Source organism: Legionella pneumophila subsp. pneumophila str. Philadelphia 1 (assembly GCF_000008485.1).
Classification (GTDB): Bacteria; Pseudomonadota; Gammaproteobacteria; order Legionellales; family Legionellaceae; genus Legionella; species Legionella pneumophila.
Genome location: NC_002942.5, coordinates 1,045,836 through 1,069,537 on the forward strand (window position 1 = coordinate 1,045,836; position 23,702 = coordinate 1,069,537).

Consider the following 23,702-nt stretch of genomic DNA (forward strand, 5'->3'; position numbering starts at 1 on the left):
TAGATCTTTGTTATTTGGTTTATGATGGGTATCAATGAATCAGGTGAAGTAGGTATTTAAACCTGTAATAATGACTGATTGGCACGAGGGAAGTAAGTGCGGCGATATTTGTTAATTCAATTCATGTTATTTTTAATGCCTTGCTGTGTCAATTTGGCTTATGGCAGTTCTTGGGTATTCAATAATCCTTACCCAGAGAGCGAGGCCAATGAAAATATTTATTATTCTTCTTTTAATGAACAGCCAAAAACTCTGGATCCGGCACGTTCCTATTCTTCCAATGAATATCTTTTCATAGCCCAGATCTACGAGCCACTGCTGGAATATGATTACTATAAAAGACCCTATGAATTAATCCCCTTAACGGCTACCCAGTTACCTAAGATTCGATATTTGGATGCTAATGGAAATCCTGTTCCGGCAGGAGATAACTCAAAACCGGCATACAGTGTCTATACCATTCAGATAAAAAAAGGAATTTTATATCAACCTCATCCTGCTTTGGCTCAGAAGAAAGATGGCTCTTATCGATATCATCACTTACCAGAAGATTATTTGGAAGAGCATGATATTGGCAAGTTATCAGATTTTAAATACACCGGTACAAGGGAGCTGATCATTGATGATTACATTTATCAAATTAAAAGATTGGCAAACCCTGCTGTGAGTTCTCCGATATATGGATTGATGAGCTATTATATTCTGGGCTTCAAGGAGTATGGAGATAGTCTTCCTAAAGGATTGGCCAATAAAAATTCTTTTATTGATTTACGTAAGTATCCTTTGAAGGGGGTTAAAAAATTAGACGATTATACCTTTGAGATTACATTAAAGGGACAATATACACAATTTTTGTTTTGGTTAGCCATGCCCTTTTTTGCTCCGGTTCCTTGGGAAGCGGACTTATTTTATTCCCAAAAAGATATGGATGATAAGAACTTATCTTTTGGCTGGTATCCTATAGGTACAGGGCCTTTTATGCTGACTGAAAATAATCCCAATAGAAGCATGATATTGGAGAAAAATCCTAATTTCAGAGAAGTGTATTTTCCTGTCAATGGTTCAGATGCCGATAGACGGGCAGGTTATTTAACCAATCTGGGAAGGCGCTTGCCCTTAATTGATAAAGCCGTTTATACCCTTGAAAAGGAATCCATACCTCGATGGAATAAATTCTTGCAAGGCTACTATGATATGTCGGGGATAAGTGCTGACAGTTTTGATCAGGCTATTCATATTAATCGCTTTGGAGAACCTATCCTTAGCCAGGAAATGAAAGATAAAAAAATATATTTAAGACAAACCCTGGAACCGTCTATCTATTATACTGGCTTTAATATGCTTGACAGCGTTGTTGGGGGCAATAGCAAAAGAGCACGAAAATTACGCCAGGCAATTTCTATTGCGGTGAATTTTGATGAAAATATTGCCATATTTTTTAATGGCCGAGGTATTCCGGCGCAAGGCCCTATTCCACCTGGTATCTTTGGGTACAAGGAAGGAAAAGAGGGTATTAATCCCTATGTTTATCAATGGGTGAATAATGCGAGGAAACGCAAATCCTTAAAGGACGCGCAGAAGTTAATGGTTGAGGCAGGATATCCGAGAGGGATAGATCCGAAAACTGGGAAACACCTGATTCTTCATTATGATGTCATGACGACAGGTGGACCTGATGATAAAGCAAGGCTTGACTGGATGCGAAAGCAATTTGCAAATATAGGGATAGATTTGAATATTAGGGCGACTCTTTACAATCGTTTCCAGGAAAAGATGCGGATAGGTCATGCTCAAATATTTAGTTGGGGCTGGAATGCCGATTATCCTGATCCCGAAAATTTTTTATTTTTGCTTTATGGGAAAAATGGAAAAGTGAAGTATGGTGGTGAAAATGCATCAAATTATGAAAATCCTGAATTTGATAGATTGTTTAATTTGATGAAAAATCGCCCTAACGATCTACAAAGACAAAAACTGATTGATAAGATGTTAGCGATTGTCCGGTATGATGCTCCATGGGTATGGGGCATGCATTCTGAAGACTTTATTTTATCGCAAGATTGGGTATCTAATATAAAATCCAATACGATTTCTCTCAATACTCTAAAATATGTTTCTGTTAATGTACCTGAACGTAACCAACTGCGAAGATCCTGGAATCAACCGGTATTTTGGCCTTTAGGTGTGCTGTTTGGCCTATTGATTGCTCTGGTAATCCCTTTATTGATTACTTATTTAAAGAAAGAAAAACAGCCGGCAGAAAGAGTAAAATTAAAATGATTAAATACATACTCCGCAGAATTTTATATGCGATTCCAATTTTGTTTGGTATTAATCTTATTACTTTTGCATTGTTTTTCATGGTTAATTCTCCCGATGATATGGCACGTATGCACTTGGGTAATAAACATGTAGAGCAAAAAGCCATTGAAGATTGGAAAGTGGTTCATGGCTATGATTTACCGTTATTTTATAATGAAAAGCAGACTGGATTTAATCAATTTAGACAGACTTTGTTTTATCAAAAATCGCTGATGTTGTTTACATTTAATTTTGGTGTCTCGGATGCTGGTAGAGATATTAGCCACGATATATCCTACAGAATGTGGCCAAGCCTTGCCATTGCCCTGCCAACATTATTATTTGCTGTTTTGGTGAATATCATTTTTGCTATGGCTATGGCATTTTTCCGTTCGACTTATCTTGATTTATCCGGGGTAGTTATTTGTATTATCCTAATGTCCATTTCCAGTTTGTTTTACATCATTGGCGGGCAATATCTGTTTGGAAAAATATTAAAATGGTTCCCTATTTCCGGCTACGATGATGGCCTCGATGCTTTAAAATTTACTATTTTACCAGTCCTGGTAGCTGTTCTGGGACAATTGGGTGCGGGAGCGCGTTGGTATCGAACCTTGGTTTTGGAAGAAATTAATAAAGATTATGTAAAAACCGCAAGAGCAAAGGGGCTCTCTGAGCAAAGGATTTTATTTAAGCATATATTAAAAAATGCCATGTTACCCATTTTGACCGGAATTGTTGTAATCATTCCTACTTTGTTTATGGGAAGTTTGGTTTTAGAGTCTTTTTTTGGTGTGCCAGGCCTGGGTAGCTATATTATTGATGCGATACAACAGCAAGATTTTGCTATTGTACGAGCTATGGTATTTCTGGGGTCAGTTCTTTACATCATAGGCTTGGTTCTGACTGATTTTTCTTACATCCTAGTTGATCCCCGAGTGCGATTATCCTGATAACCAAGGAGTATGAGGCAAAAATGACATTTGAATTGCTTTGGACTGACAAATGTTTTCTTACTTTACTGGCGGTGGTTTTATTTACCGTTCTGCTGAGTCTTAGAAAACAACACATCAAATTGTCATTTGCAATCATTTTACAAAGGCCGTTAGCAATCAGTGCTGGAATTGTGTTGTTGCTGTTTTTAGCCATCGGTGTTTTGGATTCTATTCATATTAAATTCATCAATGATAAAACAGAAAAAACTCAGTCTCTATTGGATAGAGTTCTTGCACCTATAGGGAATACCTATGAGAAAACTTATTCAGCTCCCTTGGCTTTAAATCAATTTATGAGTGAAACAAAGTTGGTTAATGGAGTTACAACTCAGGTTTATCCTCGCTTAAAATATCCACCAGCTTCTATTAAGAATGAAAAGGACAAATCCCTCATCATCAAATCTGTGCTTATGAAAGGTATAACATACAGTGCTTTAGTCATTTTGGGTGGATGCTTATTACTCGCTTTAATAAAGCTTAGTCTTGGATATAAAAATACTTTCATTTTAAATTCTACTCAAATCAGCGCTATAGCGACTGTAGCTGTACTTACTTTTGCGGTCGTCATTGGTTACGGATTATCAAGATCCTTTCATGTCTTGGGCACAGGGCAAATCGGACAAGATATTTTTTATTTCAGTTTGAAAAGTGTGCGAACGGGTCTAATCATTGGTTTTTTAACAACCCTCTTCATGTTGCCATTGGCTTTATTTCTGGGGATTGCAGCAGGATATTTTGGTGGGCTTGTGGATGATATTATCCAGTATGTTTATACTACTTTAAGCTCCATTCCAGGTGTTTTGCTGATTACGGCTTCCGTATTGTCATTGCAAACTTATATTGCAAACCACCCGGAGCAATTTACTACTTTGGCCAAGAGTGCCGATGCGCGTTTATTAGCTCTTTGCTTGATACTGGGTGTAACCAGTTGGACAAGCCTGTGCCGACTTTTGCGAGCAGAAACATTAAAATTGCGGGAAATAGATTATGTCCTGGCCGCACGTGCCTTAGGCAGTAGTTGGTTTACTATCGTACGCAAACATTTGGTGCCCAATGTCATGCATATTGTTATCATCACCCTGGTATTGGATTTCAGTTTTTTAGTCTTGGCAGAAGCTGTATTGACCTATGTAGGGGTAGGTGTTTCACCCATGACTATTAGTTGGGGAAATATGATTAATGGCGCGCGCCTTGAATTAGCACGTGACCCTGTTGTATGGTGGCCTATGTTTGCAGCCTTTCTGTTAATGTTTTTATTGGTTTTGGCAATGAACTTGTTTGCAGACGCAGTACGGGATGCTTTTGACCCACATCAATCTCATTTATAGTCAATATCTGTTAGTTTCCTATTTCCGGGATTTAGGTTAAAGTTTCGAAATTATCGTGAGTGGGTTAATTCTCTATGCGACAACGTTTTGTTCATTTAAGAGTACATACGGAATTTTCATTAGTTGATGGTTTGGTACAGATTAAACCATTGATGAAAGCTTTGCCAGCCAGAGGTATGAGCGCAGTTGCTGTAACGGATTTTTGTAATTTATTCGCTGCTGTCAAAGTATTTAAAAGTGCGACAGAGGCAGGAATCAAACCCATTATTGGTAGTGATTTGCCATGCCATGATTTGGAAACCCCGGATAACATTTTTTCTTTGGTTTTGTTATGTCAAGACACAGCAGGCTATAAAAATTTAACCTGTCTGGTATCCAAAGCATATCAGGAAGGGCAATATCATGGCCAACCCAGGGTGCAATTACAATGGATTCAAGAGTTTTCACAGGGATTAATCGCATTATCCGGAGGAAAGTTCGGTGATATTGGGCAAGCATTGCTGGCAAATGATGACACCTTGGCAAGAAAACGTGCTTTGCATTGGATGAATTTATTTCCGAATCGATTTTATCTGGAAATTCAGCGAACCGGAAGAGCTGATGAGTTGCATTATAATGAGAAGCTGATCGCGTTAGCGGACGAATTGCAATTACCTTTGGTTGCAACCAACGACGTTAGGTTCATCGATGAGGATGATTTTGATGCTCATGAAGCTCGTGTATGCATTCACGAAGGGTACACGTTGGCTGATCCCAGGAGAGTTCAACAATACAGCTCCCAACAGTATCTGCGCTCAGCAGATGAAATGGAGCTATTATTCTCGGATCTTCCCAGTGCATTACAAAACACAGTCGAAATTAGTAAACGCTGTAATGTGAAACTCGAGCTGGGCCATAATTATCTACCTAATTTCCCTATACCGGATGGAACAACAGTAGAGGCGTATTTATCACATCTTTCTGAAATTGGCTTGGAGGAACGTTTAAAGCAATTATTCAGAGACAAGTCTGAGGGGGAGCTGCTTGCTGCCAGAGGGGAGTACGACAAACGCCTTAAAATTGAACTGGATGTTATTAATAACATGGGCTTTGCTGGTTACTTCCTGATTGTTGCTGATTTTATTCAATGGGCTAAACAAAATGGGGTTCCAGTAGGACCAGGTCGTGGTTCTGGTGCTGGTTCTCTGGTTGCTTATGCCTTAAAAATAACAGATCTGGATCCTTTAGAGTATGAGCTGCTTTTTGAACGATTCTTAAACCCCGAACGTGTTTCTATGCCTGACTTTGATATTGATTTTTGCATGGAAGGCCGTGATCGGGTCATTGAATATGTAGCAGAGAAATATGGCCGGCAGAGTGTTTCCCAAATTATTACTTTTGGCACTATGGCCGCAAAGGCTGTGGTGAGAGATGTTGGGCGTGTTTTAGGTCATCCTTATGGCTTTGTGGATAAGCTTGCGAAATTAATTCCCTTTGAGTTAGGAATAACTTTAAGTAAAGCGATGGAGCAGGAAGAAGAGCTGCGCCGACGATATGAAGAAGAGGAGGAAGTAAAAGAGCTATTTGATCTTGCCCTGAAACTGGAGGGAATTACTCGTAATGCCGGCAAGCATGCTGGGGGAGTAGTTATTGCACCTTCTCAGCTGACTGATTTCACAGCGATATATTGTGAAGAAGGATCAACACAAATAGTTAGCCAATTTGATAAAGACGATGTTGAGGCGGTTGGGTTAGTCAAGTTTGATTTTTTAGGGTTAAGAACACTAACCATAATCGATTGGGCTCTGGCCACAGTGAATAAGCAATGCGAAAATGCCGGGTTGTCACCAATTGATATTAGTCAAATTCCAACGAGTGATGACTCTACTTTTGAGTTATTAAAAGCATGTAAAACTACTGCTGTATTTCAGTTGGAATCTCGAGGAATGAAGGAGCTGATTAGCCGGCTGCAACCCGATTGTTTTGAAGACATCATTGCTTTGGTTGCTTTATTCAGACCAGGTCCTCTACAGTCAGGGATGGTGGATGACTTTATCGACAGGAAGCATGGCAGGGCTCGAGTTGATTACCCCCATCCAGACTTGGAACCAATTCTTAAACCCACTTATGGGGTTATCCTCTATCAAGAACAAGTAATGCAAATCGCTCAGGTTCTGGCCAATTACACGCTTGGCGCTGCTGACTTGTTAAGACGAGCCATGGGGAAGAAAAAACCGGAAGAAATGGCAAAGCAAAGGGAAATTTTTACCCAGGGAGCTGTTGCGAGAGGAGTAGATGAGCAAGTAGCAACCCATATTTTTGATTTAATGGAGAAGTTCGCCGGATATGGATTCAATAAATCACATTCTGCCGCGTATGCTTTAGTCGCTTATCAAACCGCCTGGCTAAAAGCACATTATCCTGCAGCTTTTATGGCTGCAGTGATGTCCTCTGATATGGATAACACGGATAAGGTTGTAACTTTTATTGATGAATGCGCGCACATGAAATTACAAGTGTTGCCTCCTTCTATCAATAACTCCATGTATCATTTTACCGTGTCCGATGAAAAGACGATTATTTATGGCCTTGGGGCAATAAAGGGAGTTGGCGAATCTGCGATTGAGTGTATTATTCAGGAGAGAAACCAGAATGGACCTTTTTTGGATTTGTTTGGTTTTTGTCAAAGATTGGATTTACGCAAAGTCAACAGAAGAGTGATTGAAGCTTTAATCAAGAGTGGTGCTTTTGATATTTGGAAAGTGGAAAGGGCTGTGTTAACAGCGTCCTTGGAAAAAGCACTGAAAGTTGCCGAAAAGGAACATCAAAATCAATCAAGTGGACAATTTGATTTATTCTCCCTTTTAGAGGACAAAGCGGATGAACAAAATTATGTGGAAAGTAAATCCTGGTCTGAAGCTCAACGATTAGAAGGCGAAAGAGAGGTATTAGGTTTTTACCTCACTGGCCATCCTGCTGACCAATACAGACGTGAATTGGGAGATTTTATTGTTCCTGTCAGCCAATTAAATCCGTCTTTACATAAAAAAGCGATTATTTGCGCTCAGGTTGTAGCAATTAGAAAAATTATCACCAAACGTGGCAAGAAATTAGTGATTATTGGAATGGATGATGCGACTGCCAGGATTGATGCCGTAGTTTTTGGTGAGATTTTTGAACAATATTCTGATCCATTGGCGACGGGTAACATGCTTGTAATTGAGGGCGAGGTTGCAATTGATGATTACAACGGTGGTGTTAAAATGACCGCCAATCAGCTTTTAAGTATCGCTTCAGCTCGAACAAAATTCGCTCGTTGTCTGGAGTTGCGTTTAAATCAAAACAATGCTGCTGTATTGCCTTCTATCCAATCCTTACTGAAGACTTATTCAGGACGGTGCGCTGTTCAATTGGCTTATGCTAATGGTGTTGCTAAAGCTAATTTAAATCTTGGCCAACAATGGTGTGTGACCCCTAGTGATGAGTTAATTGGGCTATTGAGCAATCTTTTAGGGGAAGAGCAAGTAATAATGCGTTATTAGAAATACTGCTAATGATAGCGCCTGTGGAGTTGAGCAGATAGCACGGCTCAACTCGCATTGCAGAATGATAGTTGTCTCATCTACATCAAATAGTTGCTAACAATGTGGAAGAGGAAGAGTCTTCTTCGCTAACTTTTTCCTCCTGCAGCTTCAATTGAGCTTTTAATTCATTAATTAACTCTAGTGGAAGTTGAACTCCGCCGTCAGGAATAGTGACTTCTTTTCCATTGATAAGAAGTTTTCCTTCTTCAGTAATTTCAACTGTTTGCTGTCCTTCTTCAGTTTTTAAATCAGAGCTTGGAGTGTATTCAATCACTATGCCATTCATGATGGATTTGCCATCCGCAATACGAATACCCGTCATTTGAGAGGTATTAGGATAGTTGCTGTAGTAATTCATAATAGTGGCGCTGGCTTTCCATATTAATCTGTAGGCATAATCCAAAGGTAACCCAATGCCCATTCCTACGCCTTGTCCGATAATACCCATGGTTGTTCCTAAAACATGAGCCAAACTAATACTGAAAAATGCCGTGACTAATTTACTTGCTATGATCTGAGAGAACAACGCCACACCCATAGGCCCTGTTGTACCGAGCATCAGCAGGCTGCTTCCCACCATGGTAGTAATTTGTAGTTTGGTCGACATCGCTTTGGAGGATTGGCTAATAACATCCCCCCCAAGATAACCAATCGTTGCTCCTGTATAAGAAAAAGCGGCTCCGAATAAAGGTTGAGTAATGGATGTGACGGGATAGTTCGAGTAAGGATTGGTAGATACCTTTTTAACACTCACACTACTGACAAACTTGGAAAAGTCACTCCACTCCTGCTCGGTAAATGGCTTCATATTGGCTTTGCGCAAGGCTGCGTTGGCATCGCTAAATGCGGATAAAGAGGAGTTGACCACTCTATTGGCAGCTAAAAAGCAGATTTCCTTGTCTTCATCATCCAGATAATTTGTATCAGTAATGCCTAAATCCTTATTAATCAATCGATATAATGCGGAGTTATTTTTGGGAGATGAAATTTGCGATTGAACATATAGACAGGCTGCGATGACGACTCTAGAAGCAGTTAAATTTGCTTCCCATTGTTCAGGGGTTGTGATTTCTTCCTCTTTTGCCAGATTTGCTCTAAGGACAACAATCATTTTTTTTATAAATTTGGTTTGTTTATCTCTGGCTATGACATCAGTGCCTCCAAAAAGAGTAGGTACTCCGATTAAAGATGGAGGTTGATCCAAATCCACTTTTCTTTCTGATTGATAGTCATCGCGTAAAAAGTTAAGGCTGGTTAGAGCTCCTGCTGGCAGTATATAGCGCATAATAACCTCATATCCATTGAAAATTTATTTGTGTGTTTTTTATCTTACCGATTAGCTGGTTAAATGCAATCTGATTTGGTTAATTTTTACTAAATTGTTGCAATCAGATAAGGCAACAGATTTTATTTATGATTTAACTCTTTGAAATGATGATTTTTTTGCGATTATACTATTTTTAGCCTTGAGCTAGATATGTTACTCTTATAGGGTGTAATTAATTTAAAATTAAAACAAATCCATGTCCTGTAGCCTGATTGAGGCGGTCATTAATACTTTGATTAGAAATGACAGAACTGTTTTAGCTGTTTTTGAGAAAAGGGTAGATTTGTATGATGGAATTAGCAAATAAAATCATCAGGGTAAGTTACATGGATAAGTTATACCAATATCTTTTACTTCTTCGTTTATCGCACTGGAGTAAAGCAATTTTTGTTATGCTCGGTTTCATTTATACTCCTGTTCCGGGGTATTTGTTCCCGGCATTATTGGCTTCACTATCTTTTTGTCTTATTGCAAGTGCCGTTTATATTTACAATGATATTCAGGATAGAACGGAAGATAGTCTACATCCTTTTAAATGCAATAGGCCTATAGCCAGCGAGCAGGTCACTTTATTTGATGCGATCATTGTAATGCTCTTATTAATGGTTATTGGACTTGCGCTGGGTTGGCTTATTTCAAAAAAGCTGGTGGTCATTTTAATTATTTATTTGATAATCAATCTTGCTTATAACCATGTTTTAAAATTGATTCCGGTTTTTGATGTCGCTTGTATTGCCTTGGGATTTATGCTCAGAGTTTTGGCCGGAACAATAGGAATTGATTTGGCTATATCAGCCTGGTTAACTGTTGCAGCGACTTTGCTTAGTTTATTTATCGCCCTAAATAAAAGACAACTGGAAATGCAGTTGGGATTGAAAAATTCAACCCGTAAGGTTCTACGCCGATATAATCCAGTCTTTCTGCAAAGACTTATCGTCATTACAGGATTAGCCTGCTTTATTACTTATCTGTTTTACACGGTTTATGCCAGAGCAGAATCGTTTTTTTTCATTTTAACTTTACCTTTTGCTGCTATTGCACTATGGCGTTTTGCCTGGCTTGCCACTCAGGATGTAGAGAATGATGATCCAGTCAATATTTTTTTAAGTGATCGATTATCTCGAATCAACTTATGGTGCTTTGCTATCTTGACCTTTATGGCATTGAATTGATGAGTGCTAAGTGGTGCTGGTATGACAGCCTGTTTATCCTTTTGTTTGCTTATTTGCTGGTTTTACAAATCCAGGCCATATGGCCGTTCACTATAGATGACATGTATATTTCTTTGCGGTATGCCAAAAACTGGGCTGCAGGAAATGGCTTATTATGGAATTTAAACACTGAGCCGGTCGAAGGCTATTCCAATTTCAGCTTTGTTGCTTTGGGGGCAATATCAATTATTCTGCACATTAATCCAGTTCTTACCCTAAAAATCGCCGGGTTTGCTGGATTACTTGCCACGTGTCTTTTTATCTTTCTTATCAGCCGCTTTTGGTTTACCAAACGAGAGTCTTTTATCCCCTGCATTTGGCTTTTACTATACAAAGGACAAGTTATTTGGTCAGTTAGCGGCCTTGAAACGACCGTTTACCAGGCACTGATTAGCGGTTCAGTCTATTTTGCTTTTCGCGGGTTAGGATATCATTTTTATCCCGCTCCTAGAGGTGAGTTTAAGACAAGTGGTTTTGTCTTGTCAGGGTTGTATCTTTCATTCGCAGGAATGACCAGGCCTGAAACACCAGCGCTGATGCTTCTTTTTTTTCTTTTAATCGGTTGGGACCGGAATAAATTATCAGGCAAGAAGCCATGGAGAGGGGCGGTATCTTTTGCGGTGACTATAGGTTTGGTGTTTCTGCCTTATTTTCTTTGGCGTTGGAGTTATTACAGGTTATTGTTTCCTAACTCTGTATATTGTAAAGGCTTTAATGGCATATCCTATTCATTGGATTTGAATTATCTCAAATTAATTTGGCCATTTGCTATTCTGGCTTTGCCAGCCTGTTTTTATGCTCAGGACAGAAGGCATTATTTTTTATGGTCTCCCGGTATTATTTATTTATTAATGCTTGTGAATGCCGATCCAGTTGTCGCTTTTGATAATCGATTGTTCTTGCCAGCGTTTGCTCTTATGTTACCTCTGACCTTGAATGGTATCAGTTATCTTTTATTAAGCTATTTCAAAAAACAAGATAATTACTTTAGAGCGGCATTGTATGTGAGCTCATTTTTTCTGGCGCTACTATTTATACCCAAAATGTCCCTTGATGCTTATCGCTACTTTAGTCAAAATCCGGTACATGGAGAGCAATTACGGAAAAGTGTTGTCCAATGGTTAAATACTCATGCCAAGAATCAAGATAGAGTGGTGTTGGCAGATTCTGGTTTGATCCCGTTTTTAAGCGGATTAACTTTTATTGATTCTTACTGCCTGAATAATAAGGAAATGGCACAATTTCCTGCCGTGAAGAGATATGAATTATTTTGCCAGCAGATTTTAGAAGAAAAACCACAGGTAATTATTTTGACTGCGCTTATTGATAAAGGAAAGATCATTTATACTCCCAGTGATTCTTGTTTGAAACCATTACTTGATGTTCATAAAGAATACAAATTGGGTGGTGTTTTTTCTTTTGGCAGTGCTGAGTCACAATATAGGTATGAATTGTTTGCTAATTTTTGATGCGGGAAACTGTAACATAGTGTACCATCTTTCCTTTATAAAGGATTACAGACTGTGGTTTTTATAATGCAAAAAATAATCATATTGACAAAAAAAATCATTGCAAAACTCCCAGTAATTTTGTTTGATGTGGCTGCAATACCAGTTGCCTGGTATGCCGCTTACTGGTTGCGCTATAACATGCAGCCATATCCCAGCAGCCTGACATCCACCCATTCTTTTATTGCTTTAGCTTTATTATCAATTGTTCAGATTAGTTGTTACTATTATTTTAAAATTTACAGAGGATTATGGCGTTTCTCTTCTCTGAATGATGTCATCAGGATACTGAAGGCTACTATCACAGCAATGGTTTTAGTAATCCCTGTTTTTTACTTGACTTCAATTCTTCAGCACCTGCCCAGATCAGTTTTTCCTTTGTATTGCATTATCCTGGCTACCATCCTTTGCGGGGGAAGGTTGGTAATCCGTCTGCATTGGGATAAGCCTGGCAGAGGAAACAGGGAATTGGAAACGAAAAGAGTTTTGGTGGTTGGTGCCGGGCAGGCTGGTGAAGGCTTGGTGCGTGATTTGAAAAGAAGCAGTTATTATCGGCCAATAGGCTTTGTAGATGACAATAAAAGCAAGAGAGGATTAGAAGTTCATGGAGTGCGGGTTCTGGGAACGACCAACCAAATTACCGAATTAGTCAATCAGTACGACGTGGATTTGATTTTCATTGCCATACCTTCTGCCAAATCGGCAACCATGCGAAGAATTGTAACGCTTTGTGAACAAAGCCATGTGCCTTTTAGTACTTTACCCAGTATTTCAGCCCTGGCTGCGGGTCGAGTTGAAGTGAATGCGCTGAGGCCTGTGAATATTGAGGATTTATTGGGTCGGGATCAAGTGACGCTCGAATGGGAAAAAATTGCTCGTTCAATCGCAGGAAGACGCATATTGATTACAGGCGGTGGTGGCTCAATCGGTTCGGAATTGTGCCGTCAGGTTATGGCTTTAGAGCCTGCGAGCATAGCTATTGTTGAGAATAGTGAATTTAACCTGTATCGCATTGAACAGGAGTTGTTAAAGAGTTTTCCAGGTATTCCCGTTGAATTGAGTTTAATCAGTGTGACAGACGAAATTGCGATTAATCACTTATTTCGTCGGTTTCAACCTGAAATTGTATTTCATGCGGCTGCATACAAACATGTTCCCATGCTTCAGCATCAAGTACGAGTTGCTGTGTTTAATAATGTCATAGGTACTCAGGTTGTTGCCAAAGCCAGTGTGACATTCGGAGCTGAGAAGTTCATTTTAATTTCCACTGATAAAGCAGTGAATCCAACGAATATAATGGGAACTACCAAGAGAGTCGCTGAAATTTATTGTCAGAATTTAAATACACGAGTTAAAACCCAGTTTATTACGGTTCGTTTTGGAAATGTCTTGGGTTCAGCTGGTAGTGTGGTGCCTTTGTTCCAAAAACAGTTGCAGGAGGGGGGGCCACTGACTGTGACCCATCCCGATATGCAAAGATATTTTATGACTATACCGGAAGCATGCCAATTGATTTTGCAAGCGATGGTGAATGGGGAGGGCGGTGAAATTTTTGTCCTGGATATGGGAGAGCCGGTTAAAATCAGTTATCTTGCAGAGCAAATGATTCGCTTGGCAGGCAAAGAACCGGGAAGAGACATCATGATTGAATATACAGGGTTGCGTCCTGGCGAGAAAATGTATGAAGAGTTGTTTCATGAGACTGAACAGTTAACTTCAACAAAACATGAAAAACTATTCAAAGCAAGGTTTCGTGAACTGGATTGGAATGATTTGACACAAACCATGCGAATGTTGCAGGCAGCTTGTATTGAGCATCAGGATGAAGAATTGCTTGTTCTGTTAAAAAGTCTGGTGCCTGAGTTTCAATTGGAACCTATGGTTGAAGCTTAAGCAATAGACCTAATCTGGTAAATCAAGATTGTGTTATGTCAATTACTTATGTTGATTTTGAAACGCTATTTTCTCATAATTTGATGGTAAAATGAAAAACAGCAAAAGAATTTCTTAGCTTCTTACATCTTCCCGGGCCCTTGTTTTAGAACCTGGGGCCGTGATTTGGTTCTTCCGGTTCATCCAGTTTCTCCGCATGTATTAAATTTGTGGCTGCATCACGAAATGCCAGCTTAGCCTGATTAAAGGCTTGTATGCAACGCTCAGACTCAGGGAGACACTTAGCCACTTCTATAGTTTTATATTCTGCTCCCTCGTGGATCGTATGTTGAAAATCTTCCCATGCCGAACCAGATTGTCCAGAAGTAAGAGAACCAAGTTCTTTATTTGCAGCAGCTACAATACTCTGCTTTGCGGGTTCCAATTTTTTTTCCAATACATCAAGCGCAAAATCAACGTAGTCATCTATCGTTAAACCCATTTCGTCCTCGAAGCGCTCATCGAATTCATCTTGTGTTTCGTTAGGCCGAATCTTTACCCCGCTTGATTTTATTATAGCTTGCTTCATGTTTTCATCTATTGGAGTTTCACTCAGCAATGCCCTTGCTTTGTCGTGTACGGCCATCATTGTCATACAATACTCTCTCCTTGCGTTAAGGTATTCTTCCTCAAGTTGTTCACTACTTGACCAGGTCATGATATCTGCTCCACTCATATACCTATATTTAAAAGGTAGCATTCGATTTATAATTATTCAAAATGACAGTAACAATACCAATTGGGTTGTGGTGAATACTAAGTCAATATCCCTAAATTTTTAGTGAACATTTAATCTTGAATTGAGCGGGGATTTTAATTTCACTTCGATCTGCTCTCTCTCGCCCCATGAGCTTAGGTAGTATGGTGGTGCATTTCGCGGAAGATTGCTGGGGGGAGGGAGGGGTAAAATCTGTGCTAACCACCAGACCCATTAGTAGGTATATGATGCATCATCTCATTATAAAGAGCGCTCCGGATTGCAGGAAAGCTGTAATCCGGGAGAACATCTCTGATAACAGGTAAATTCTTATATCAAGAATTTTTTATTATGGACTTAATCGTTATTAAAGGCTTAGGCTTTCTTCCTGTACTTTTTGCAAGCTTCCCAAAGTATCTTCAAGTTTGAGTTTAATTTTAGTGATTTCATCAGATACCTGATCCACACAGGTTCTGGTTGGAGCCAAAAACTGCGGTGGCGTATTGAAACCTATTAAACTAATCGCCCAACGGGCAATGGCTGTCAAAATATCGGCTATTTTTGTCAATACCGGACGATTGTCAGCTAACTTTTCAGCTGCTTCTGAACCGTATTGACTACATTGATTAAAAAATTTCTCTACATCCTGTGGAGTAATGTCTTCAATCAGTTTATCACCCAACAATTGGTTCTTTGCATTTTTTATATTTGTATAAAATTCTTGGGCTATCGCCAGAGTTTCATTATCCTGAGAATGGGAGATGTCGGTCATAAGTGTCTCAATTCCCTTGAAAGTTGGAATTTCAAAGCCCATAAAAGTTAATAACTCAACTCTTTCAGGAATTTTGTCCAGGATTGCTTTGGTTTTGGTTTGAATATATTCATTAATTTGTTCGAGATTCATCTTGGTAAAAAGATTAATCTGTTTATCCATTATTCTCCCAAGAAGCTGATACAATTCTGTCGCAGCTTGTAGTCGAATTTTCTCATTAGGATCAACTTGTTTAAAAACTTCTGTCTTAATAATTTGATAAATAAATTCTTTACTATGGATTAGCTCTGCAATGGTCTTGACCTTTTTGTTCGATATAGATTCAATAATGTAATTTTGGGAATCAGGAAATGCCATGCTTAATAATTGGGCATCACATTGTTGAGCAGTATATTGCAAAGCATCTTGTGGTGATATTTTCAGAGCTTGAGAGTAAATCACTTCAATTTCCCTGATATCCAGGCCAAATTTACCTAATTTGACTTTGCTTAAAGCATTTAATTTTTCGTTTTCTTTAACAATTCTGTCGATGCTATCAAGTAATGTTTTTGTTAATACATCAGAACTGGATAGTGCCGATAATTTATCTTGTAAAACCTTGCTTGAAAGCTTCGGCATTGCATAATCTATCATAGTTTTAACTAAAATTTTCTGGTCTTCCGCAGGCAAAATACCTTCAAAAGGAGATTCTTCAGGCTGATCTTTTACATACCCTTTAAACAGGTGATATTGTTCATCTATTTTTTCGTTAGCCATTGCGAGCAAATGCAATCCCAGTTTAAACAACTGGTTGATGCCTTCATTATCTTCTGTAATCCCATATTGGGCTATCTGCATCTGCAATACAGAGGTCATTGCTCTTAGAAAATTATTTTTAGGAGTTGGTGCTGCATTTTTGAGGTAATCTGTTAATTGATTCAGTTGATTTAGTTTTACATGGTAATCACTTTTCCATAAATTCACATGCTGCTTCATTTTCTCATATTGAGACTCAATCAGGTCTAATTTCATTTTAAAGGGACTAATTGATGAAACAAGCCGCAGCAATTCTTGGAGTATTAGCGATCGTCGACTTAATGCATCCAGATCATTAGGGCATTTTCCAGATTTGCTGGCTTCCAATATTTCCTCAAAACGATAATTTTTCTCTGCCCATATCAATACATCTTGGTAATCTTCCCTTATTTTTTTCAAATTATTTTCAGGATCTATAGTTTGCATGCATCTGGCGATATATCCGATTTTACCGACTACTTGACTATGATATTGCTCGCTAGTTAAGCCACCCATTTTTATACCTACCTTGATAAAAGACAATTAATTGTCCAAATAGTATCAATAATGGGTAAAAAATTCAAGGTATTGCCATGTAAAAGTTTCCATTTAGTAAATTATGTATGGATTTTGTTAAGAAAAATTACTGTTTTCAAATATTTAATTCAAATAATGAAGCCCATTTTTTTCAGTTTTTTCATATAGATTTTCAATTTAATAGGACAGTTTTTATAGTTAATATAATTAACTACATGTATAAAGTTTTTATTAACTCAAGAATTTACTTTCATTAAGTAAATGAAAGTATCAGAAATGCCTCAAATTCACCTTAAAGAAGAAAGTATATTCATATAATTCATAAAAAATCTTGACTGAATAATTTCAATACCAAATAATGGTCTGATGTGAAGCATATTTTGATCAGTTTGCTATCTTTGATTTCTTTATGATCGCAGGGATTTCTTACAATAAGGAGGGGTATTATGGTAAGTTTGGAGCATATACAAAAACTTATTTCGGAATGTAGGAAGTTGGGTAAAGATGGACTTGATAATGGTACTAATGGGTTAATCCCTGAATTGGAAATCGATGTTGTCCCTCCCAGTGCGTTTTTAGGGGTAGGTAATAATCCGGCAATTTTTGTAAATTCTAAAACATACAAGTTAATGCGTACAACCCATGAAAAATGGGTTGAAAACAAAACAATAGTTTTTAAAAGTTATTTGCTTTCCCAGCCGGCGATCAAAATTATTGGTGCTATTGTTCATGAAACTGGTCATGCTTTTAATGTGGCTGCCAAAATTCCCAATACTGAAGCAAATGCCTGTATTTTTGAAATTGAAGTGTTAATGAGGTTGTTTCAAGTTAAAAGCCCCTTGCTGCTAGGGTGTACGGAACTGGATATGCAATCTTATTTTAAATCACGGTTAACTGATTACAACAAATGTGTGAAAGACTGCCAATGTTTAGCTGAAATGGTCGAATTTATAACTCATCAATTTAAGCTGGATGAGGTATCAATTTCAGAGAAAGAAAACCAAATCCCGCTTCTGTCTATTTCAAACAAATGGCCAGGCTTATTTGCAAAGAAACAGATTGCCCCTGACATGGATAAATTATTGACTTCTCCTGTAACTATCACTCCAGAGGTTAAAATCCTGTTTTATCAATTGGTTAAAGAGCATTTTCATTCTCCTGAAACAGAGATAAAGCTTGATATATAACAATATTTTTGATTGATGCAGGTAATTGCTGTGACTTTATGAGTCTGGCATGCAAAATGAATTCTGCACGCCAGAAAACACTTCAAAAAGCAATGTTTAAGTTACTGTGGCGGAAATAAATCCTGAAATTTCACCCGACTTTTCACATGCAAAGCTTTTTTCCTAACCTTGGATAAATCAAAGACCTTATAGATAATGACGGGTATAATGAAACTCACCACACCAATAATAAATGATAATTTATAGATGGGATCTTTATTTAGCAGTAAGAAAAATAAGGAGCCAACCATCAAAATGACAGCAAGAATTCCGGTATAGGGTGAATAAGGTGTTACATAACGGAGATCTTTAATGGAGTAACCGGCTTTATACAAACGGTTTCTAAAGCTGATTTGAGCAATGCATAAAGAAAGCCAAGCCAGCGTTCCAGTAAAACCGGATACTAATAATAAAGCGATATAGAGTTTCGTTTGACCAAAAAAGTAACCCACACCCAAAAGAATCCAAACTCCAATCAGTGTGGCAATAACGGCGTTCTGAGGAACAGAGTTTTGATTAAATTTGGCTAAAACATGTGGAGCCATACCATCACGTGCCAAAGCATTTAAAGAACGCACAGCACCATAAAATCCGGAATTAGCGCAGGATAAGGTTGCAGACAGAGTGACAAAACTCGTTACTGCTCCTGCCCATTTCAGGCCGTAGAAATTAAGCGCATCAGCGAAGACTGAGTTAGATAACCCAGCCTTTTGCCAGGGAAAAATTAAAACCAGGCAAAATACTGGAATGATGTAGAGAAACAGGATTCTGAAAGTAACATTACGGATGGCGTGAGGGATCATTCGGGCAGGGTTTTCAGATTCTCCCGCTGCAAGTCCTATGATTTCAGATCCTTGATAATTAACCAGCAAAAGAACCATGGCTGTCAACAACGACATTGCCCCATTAGGTAACAGACCTCCATCGCCTAACAGGTACTTAAATCCTATTATACCGGGTGGTTCTGATCCATGAATGAGTCCAAAGAAAATTAGTATTGCCAGGAAAACAAAGGCGAGTAATGAGATAATTTTAATTAAGGCGAGCCAGAATTCAATTTCACCAAACGTATCGACTTTAGCAAGGTTAATATAGGTAATAATTAATCCGAAGCAAACCACCCATATGTAACCGCTCACCCCAGTAAACAATTCCATTATGATCCCTCCCGCAACACATTCTGCGGGGATATAGGCGACCCAGGTAATCCAATATGACCACCCGACACCGCAAGCGACAGTTGGGGATATAAAATCAGAAGTGTAAGTAACAAAAGAGCCGGAAATTGGAATGGCGACTGCTAATTCACCCATACATAACATGGTTAGGTAAATAATTAACCCACCAAGTAAATAGGCAATAAACACAGAGGGGCCAACAAGATTAATTACTTCACCGGTTCCTAAAAAATATCCAGAGCCGATAATTCCACCTAGTGCAATCAGTTGGACATGACGATCTTTTAAACCTCGTCTGTAACCACTGTCTTTAATGGGTTTTGATAGGGTTGGAATATTAGTCTTCACGGGCTGTTTTTTCTCACTATGTTAGTAAAAAATAATAGAGCTAATGTTATATTTATCCATATAAATTTAAAACTGCTCCAGATTAAAAAATATTTTTCATCTTATTGATAACTCTCATTTTTGCTATATGGAAGTAGCTAATAATGACGCCCCAAAATGAAAAATTTCGCGTTTATAGCATAAATTTTGAACTTTTAAAAGAAACAATTTCATTAATTTTTATTTTTTTACCTTTCTTCATTTTGATGGAAAAATGAGTTTCAGATTGATATGGATTTCCAGGTGTCTCGCTTTTATTCGCAAATTCAGTTCCTGTTTTGACCAAAAAAAACAATTAATGTAGGATAAATGCGTTATTTGAGGTGAATTAAGGAAAGACTATGTTGCGATGGATCGTGTTAATTTGTATCTCTTTGTTTTTGCCTTTATCTGCTTATGCGGACAAATCCGATTGTATCAATCATCATTGCATTGCGGTAATTGATGCTGGAAGTTCCAGTTCACGATTACATATTTATGCCTATGATTTGGATGAAACAAACACACCCATTGCAATTAGAGAGATTTGGAACCGAAAAGCCGTTCCCGGATTGCCTACAATTGAGCATGAAAACAAATCGGTTTCAGCCTACATGGAGAAGCTATTTTCAGATGCTCCAGCTGTTTTAATGCCAGTTTATTTTTACTCCACAGCAGGCATGAGATTGTTGCCTAAAACTCACCACAGAAACGTCAATCAATTGGTAGCTGAGTGGTTTGACAGGCAGTATTACTGGCGACTTGTAACTGCAAGAACGATTTCTGGTACAGAGGAGGGTATTTTTGCCTGGCTCGCAACCAATTATCAATTAAACCTGTTTCAACAAGAACCCCAAACTTTAGCTGGTGTGATGGATATTGGCGGAGCATCTGTTCAGATTGTTATTCCTGTTGTAAATCCATCTTTTATGGATCATGAGCATACAACCACAATTCGCCTCTACGGCAAGGAATTTACGGTTTTCTCTCATAGTTTTCTTGGTCTTGGTCAGAATGAGATGGGGCATCAGTTTTTTGATTTAAAATTCTGCTTTCCAGAGGAATACGAACTGCCAAGCGGGCGCCAAGCTCGAGGCGATGCCTATGCTTGCAAAGATGAAATTGCCATTTTAGTCAATAGCGTTCATTCTGTGAGCCGAAAGATTAAATCGGTTTTAGCCGCTAACCCTATTGAGAAATGGTATATTTTGGGCGGCATTACCTTTATGCTGAATGACAAACTGTTTTCTCTGGACAATCAATATTTTACCAATCGTGATCTTATTTCCTATGCAGATCAAAATATTTGCCATCAAAAATGGTCAACTCTTGAAGTGCTCTATCCTGATAACCTCATGGTGTTCAACTACTGCATGTTACCTTCCTACCTTTATGCTTTGTTAGTTCACGGCTATGGACTTAAGAGTTACCAGAAAGTTAATTTCATGCCAAATAGCAAGAATATCGATTGGACCTTAGGAGTGGTATTGCAACATAAGCAATCTTAAGTATACTTTTCTTTATGCCGTTGTAGCTCAGTTGGTAGAGCAATTGATTCGTAATCAAGAGGTCGGAGGTTCGACTCCTCTCAGCGGCATAGTAAAATCAATGAGTTACAAATAGAAAGTTAAAAATTGAAAAAATTGGTACCGTTTTTGGTACCAGTTTTGAAATGTAATTAATAGACATTAATTGATATCAAAATAACATTAGGTATTCTGGCTCTTTCCCAATTAGGAGCAGCTTTAATCATTCGCAGAGCACCCTAACACGAACCCTATAATTTTCTAAAACCATAAGTTCGGTTTAAATGAGAACAAAATACAATATAAATGATCATTTTGTGAGTTTATATAGATCATAGTGTAAAAAAACACTCCTTAATATGATTGTCTTGATGAAATAATAAAATTATAATCCAATACTGTTATTCAAGGATATTAATAAGGAGATGTTATGAACGTATATTATTCTAATAGAATTGATGCCGACGAAGATAAGGATGAATATATGCCTTGGTAAATAAAGGAGATATAAGTATCTCCTTTTATAGTTTTATATTGATATGAAATTAGTTTTTAACAATGATGTTCTCGCGGTCATTGATGATTTCCTGGAGCAACCATCTTTTGAAAAAATTTGGAATTTTATTCAAACTGAAAAATTCAAGTTTGTTCACTCTTCTAAATGGGTAAATGCTTTTAGTCTTGAGGATGGATCTCCTCTATGGGGCAGCGTTACTATTTCTCATCCTAGGCCGGAAGCTTGCACAACAGAGCAAGTTTACCCTACAAACAAAACTATTGATTTATTTATAAATGAATTAATTGCAAGCTCCGCTGATTATTCTCATTTAATTGGTTTCAAGGATAGAGATTGGGATTTTTTCTATGCTAGACCTTATCTATATCCTAGAGGATCAGGACTTTCTTGGCATACTGATGGTAAGTATAAAATTTCAGGAGCCTATGTATATTACTGCCATCCAATTTGGGACATAAATTGGGGAGCTGAATTACTAATAAATTCTACTCCTCAACTTGATTTCGATTATCCCGAAGTGACGTTAATCAACAATAAGAAGAAAAAAGTAGGATACCATCTAAATAGCGCTGAATTGAATAAATATGCCGATGATGGAGTTGGATATTATATTGTCCCAAAACCCAATAGGTTGGTTATTTTTAAAAATAATATTCTGCACTGCATAAAAAAAGTAGAAAATGCAGCCGGTAATCATGTTAGAGCATCAATAACGGGTTTTTTTATGAGTAATGAGAAAATACATGAAACGAAAGAGGCAGAAAAAGAAGATTCAATCTAAGAATTATTTGTATTAGTTTAGTCCGGCCAACTTATTGATACTATCAATCTTAATATGCTTGGAATTATAAAATGAATTTAGTGCATGAAATCACACCTACACTAGCTCAGGAAAAAGTAAATTTTGTTATTTCGATACCCAATTCTGATGAGGCAGCTTTATCTAATTTTAAACTTAGAGTAGAGGATATTCCTTATAATGAACAACCAAGCCATTATCAATTTAAAAAATGGTCTTCTTGGTGTTCGGCTCATTTCTCTTCCTATTACTACTACATTAAGTATAAAAATGCTCTCTTAAGATGTAAGCAATTTTTGTATGACTTTGGACCTTTATCAACATTAGATCACGCTGCTCTTTACGATCATTGGGTTTGGGAAATGAAACCCCACGTATTGAATCAGGAAAATATTTGTTGGATTGGTTATGACTATTCAAAATCGAAAACATTAAGTTTTTTATCTCATGGAACTAATATTGAACTTCGTCTTCTTGAAGGAAATTTGAGCGATGAAGAGTTCTTGGAACTTTGTAAATTTTTTTCTCCTCTTCCATCATCAACTGAAATCTTAAAAAAGAATTTTTTTGAACTATCCTATTGGTCTCGTTACAACAAATGCCTAGAAAATGCATGTATTAATAGAAATGAATATAAACCACCTTCAAGTATATGGAATTTAAGATGGCCTTTACATAATATTCTTAGAAGCAGCAAACCGGATCTTAATATAAAGTATTTAAACCAGCTTAACTTAGATTTCAGTCTGGATAGTCAAATTATTTATGGTAAGGGAAATCAAATAGAAGAAATTCAATTTGTCCTGTTTCCGAAGAATGGAAAGAAAAATCAAATCGCGTGGTTTCGTGTTTTTAATAAGCTTTCTTTTTCAATAAAGAAACCAGCACTTTCTAGATTGCCTAATATGAACTCATTTAGTGGGTATAGTGGTTTTAACTTAACTGTCTTAACTCCGAAGAGTAATATGATTTCGAGTAATATATACATTGCCAGTGTTCATGAGTGTTATGGACCACATGATGCCCTTTGGTGGGATAATGAAAATGCTTATCTACTGCAACTAAGTGCTAGCGCTAATAACTCTATAGAGTATTTGAAGAGAATTTTTTGTCAACTTATAGAAGACAAATGATCATTAGATTTA

At 37.8% G+C, this 23,702-nt stretch carries 15 protein-coding genes and 1 tRNA gene; 12 read left to right on the forward strand and 4 right to left on the reverse strand.

Translation table 11 applies throughout. The features are described from left to right. Positions 1-123 precede the first annotated feature (123 nt). From LPG_RS04760 to dnaE, 4 genes are all read left to right on the forward strand, one after another. Positions 124-2,280 carry an ABC transporter substrate-binding protein gene (locus LPG_RS04760; protein WP_032828680.1) on the forward strand — a complete coding sequence of 719 codons (2,157 nt, stop codon included), beginning with the start codon at positions 124-126 and terminating at the stop codon, positions 2,278-2,280. Further along, on the forward strand, positions 2,277-3,254 hold the full coding sequence (locus LPG_RS04765; RefSeq protein ID WP_010946695.1) for an ABC transporter permease: 978 nt from the start codon (positions 2,277-2,279) through the stop codon (positions 3,252-3,254). Before LPG_RS04760 ends, LPG_RS04765 begins: the two co-directional genes overlap by 4 nt. Before the next feature lie 23 nt (positions 3,255-3,277). Continuing rightward, entirely contained in the window at positions 3,278-4,624 is a 1,347-nt protein-coding gene (locus LPG_RS04770) for an ABC transporter permease (protein ID WP_016356807.1), read from the forward strand. A 74-nt stretch (positions 4,625-4,698) separates the two neighbouring features. Beyond that, entirely contained in the window at positions 4,699-8,145 is a 3,447-nt protein-coding gene (gene dnaE / locus LPG_RS04775) for a DNA polymerase III subunit alpha (RefSeq protein WP_010946697.1), read from the forward strand. Positions 8,146-8,230: 85 nt separating this feature from the next. On the opposite strand, the gene LPG_RS04780 is transcribed toward dnaE, so the two are convergent. Next, positions 8,231-9,472, reverse strand: a complete 1,242-nt coding sequence (locus tag LPG_RS04780; protein WP_010946698.1) for a lpg0963 family Dot/Icm T4SS effector — start codon at positions 9,470-9,472, stop codon at positions 8,231-8,233. A 329-nt stretch (positions 9,473-9,801) separates the two neighbouring features. Between LPG_RS04780 and LPG_RS04785 the strand changes: the two genes are divergently transcribed. The 3 genes from LPG_RS04785 (at position 9,802) to LPG_RS04795 (ending at position 14,126) form a co-directional block, all read left to right on the forward strand. Then, positions 9,802-10,686, forward strand: coding sequence for a decaprenyl-phosphate phosphoribosyltransferase (locus LPG_RS04785; RefSeq protein WP_010946699.1), 885 nt, complete (start codon positions 9,802-9,804; stop codon positions 10,684-10,686). Continuing rightward, positions 10,647-12,194 (forward strand): protein LphB, encoded by a 1,548-nt coding sequence (locus LPG_RS04790; RefSeq protein WP_010946700.1) that lies wholly within the window; start codon positions 10,647-10,649, stop codon positions 12,192-12,194. Before LPG_RS04785 ends, LPG_RS04790 begins: the two co-directional genes overlap by 40 nt. Before the next feature lie 66 nt (positions 12,195-12,260). After that, positions 12,261-14,126 carry a polysaccharide biosynthesis protein gene (locus LPG_RS04795; RefSeq protein ID WP_161503191.1) on the forward strand — a complete coding sequence of 622 codons (1,866 nt, stop codon included), beginning with the start codon at positions 12,261-12,263 and terminating at the stop codon, positions 14,124-14,126. A gap of 145 nt (positions 14,127-14,271) precedes the next feature. Here LPG_RS04795 and LPG_RS04800 read toward each other — a convergent pair whose 3' ends face one another. Beyond that, positions 14,272-14,865: a lpg0967 family Dot/Icm T4SS effector gene (locus LPG_RS04800; RefSeq protein ID WP_010946702.1), complete on the reverse strand. Its 594-nt coding sequence runs from the start codon at positions 14,863-14,865 to the stop codon at positions 14,272-14,274. Between the two features lie 364 nt (positions 14,866-15,229). Further along, a complete protein-coding gene (gene sidK, locus LPG_RS04805; protein WP_010946703.1) occupies positions 15,230-16,951 on the reverse strand; it encodes a Dot/Icm T4SS effector v-ATPase inhibitor SidK in 1,722 nt (573 codons plus the stop codon). A 440-nt stretch (positions 16,952-17,391) separates the two neighbouring features. On the opposite strand from sidK, the gene ravK reads away from it, so the two are divergent. Continuing rightward, positions 17,392-18,132: a Dot/Icm T4SS effector RavK gene (ravK, locus tag LPG_RS04810; protein ID WP_010946704.1), complete on the forward strand. Its 741-nt coding sequence runs from the start codon at positions 17,392-17,394 to the stop codon at positions 18,130-18,132. Between the two features lie 101 nt (positions 18,133-18,233). On the opposite strand, the gene LPG_RS04815 is transcribed toward ravK, so the two are convergent. Next, positions 18,234-19,697 carry an amino acid permease gene (locus tag LPG_RS04815; protein WP_010946705.1) on the reverse strand — a complete coding sequence of 488 codons (1,464 nt, stop codon included), beginning with the start codon at positions 19,695-19,697 and terminating at the stop codon, positions 18,234-18,236. Positions 19,698-20,077: 380 nt separating this feature from the next. On the opposite strand from LPG_RS04815, the gene LPG_RS04820 reads away from it, so the two are divergent. From LPG_RS04820 to LPG_RS04835, 4 genes are all read left to right on the forward strand, one after another. After that, positions 20,078-21,223, forward strand: coding sequence for a multidrug DMT transporter permease (locus tag LPG_RS04820; protein ID WP_010946706.1), 1,146 nt, complete (start codon positions 20,078-20,080; stop codon positions 21,221-21,223). A gap of 16 nt (positions 21,224-21,239) precedes the next feature. Next, positions 21,240-21,312: transfer RNA gene (locus LPG_RS04825), tRNA-Thr, on the forward strand. A 468-nt stretch (positions 21,313-21,780) separates the two neighbouring features. Next, a complete protein-coding gene (locus LPG_RS04830; RefSeq protein ID WP_010946707.1) occupies positions 21,781-22,539 on the forward strand; it encodes a 2OG-Fe(II) oxygenase in 759 nt (252 codons plus the stop codon). Between the two features lie 71 nt (positions 22,540-22,610). Then, the gene (locus LPG_RS04835; RefSeq protein WP_010946708.1) at positions 22,611-23,690 is read left to right on the forward strand and encodes a hypothetical protein; all 1,080 of its coding nucleotides are present in this window, start codon (positions 22,611-22,613) and stop codon (positions 23,688-23,690) included. The last annotated feature ends 12 nt before the right edge of the window (positions 23,691-23,702 follow it).

What these genes read in the sequence shown, in the direction of transcription:
- LPG_RS04820 (WP_010946706.1), top strand. Translation starts at nt 20,078, where the DNA reads ATGTTGCGATGGATCGTGTTAATTTGTATCTCTTTGTTTTTGCCTTTA.
- LPG_RS04785 (WP_010946699.1), top strand. Translation starts at nt 9,802, where the DNA reads ATGATGGAATTAGCAAATAAAATCATCAGGGTAAGTTACATGGATAAG.
- LPG_RS04800 (WP_010946702.1), bottom strand. Translation starts at nt 14,865, where the DNA reads ATGCTACCTTTTAAATATAGGTATATGAGTGGAGCAGATATCATGACC.
- LPG_RS04835 (WP_010946708.1), top strand. Translation starts at nt 22,611, where the DNA reads ATGAATTTAGTGCATGAAATCACACCTACACTAGCTCAGGAAAAAGTA.
- ravK (WP_010946704.1), top strand. Translation starts at nt 17,392, where the DNA reads ATGGTAAGTTTGGAGCATATACAAAAACTTATTTCGGAATGTAGGAAG.
- LPG_RS04790 (WP_010946700.1), top strand. Translation starts at nt 10,647, where the DNA reads ATGGTGCTTTGCTATCTTGACCTTTATGGCATTGAATTGATGAGTGCT.
- LPG_RS04830 (WP_010946707.1), top strand. Translation starts at nt 21,781, where the DNA reads ATGAAATTAGTTTTTAACAATGATGTTCTCGCGGTCATTGATGATTTC.
- LPG_RS04780 (WP_010946698.1), bottom strand. Translation starts at nt 9,472, where the DNA reads ATGCGCTATATACTGCCAGCAGGAGCTCTAACCAGCCTTAACTTTTTA.
- dnaE (WP_010946697.1), top strand. Translation starts at nt 4,699, where the DNA reads ATGCGACAACGTTTTGTTCATTTAAGAGTACATACGGAATTTTCATTA.
- LPG_RS04760 (WP_032828680.1), top strand. Translation starts at nt 124, where the DNA reads ATGTTATTTTTAATGCCTTGCTGTGTCAATTTGGCTTATGGCAGTTCT.
- LPG_RS04795 (WP_161503191.1), top strand. Translation starts at nt 12,261, where the DNA reads ATGCAAAAAATAATCATATTGACAAAAAAAATCATTGCAAAACTCCCA.
- LPG_RS04770 (WP_016356807.1), top strand. Translation starts at nt 3,278, where the DNA reads ATGACATTTGAATTGCTTTGGACTGACAAATGTTTTCTTACTTTACTG.
- LPG_RS04765 (WP_010946695.1), top strand. Translation starts at nt 2,277, where the DNA reads ATGATTAAATACATACTCCGCAGAATTTTATATGCGATTCCAATTTTG.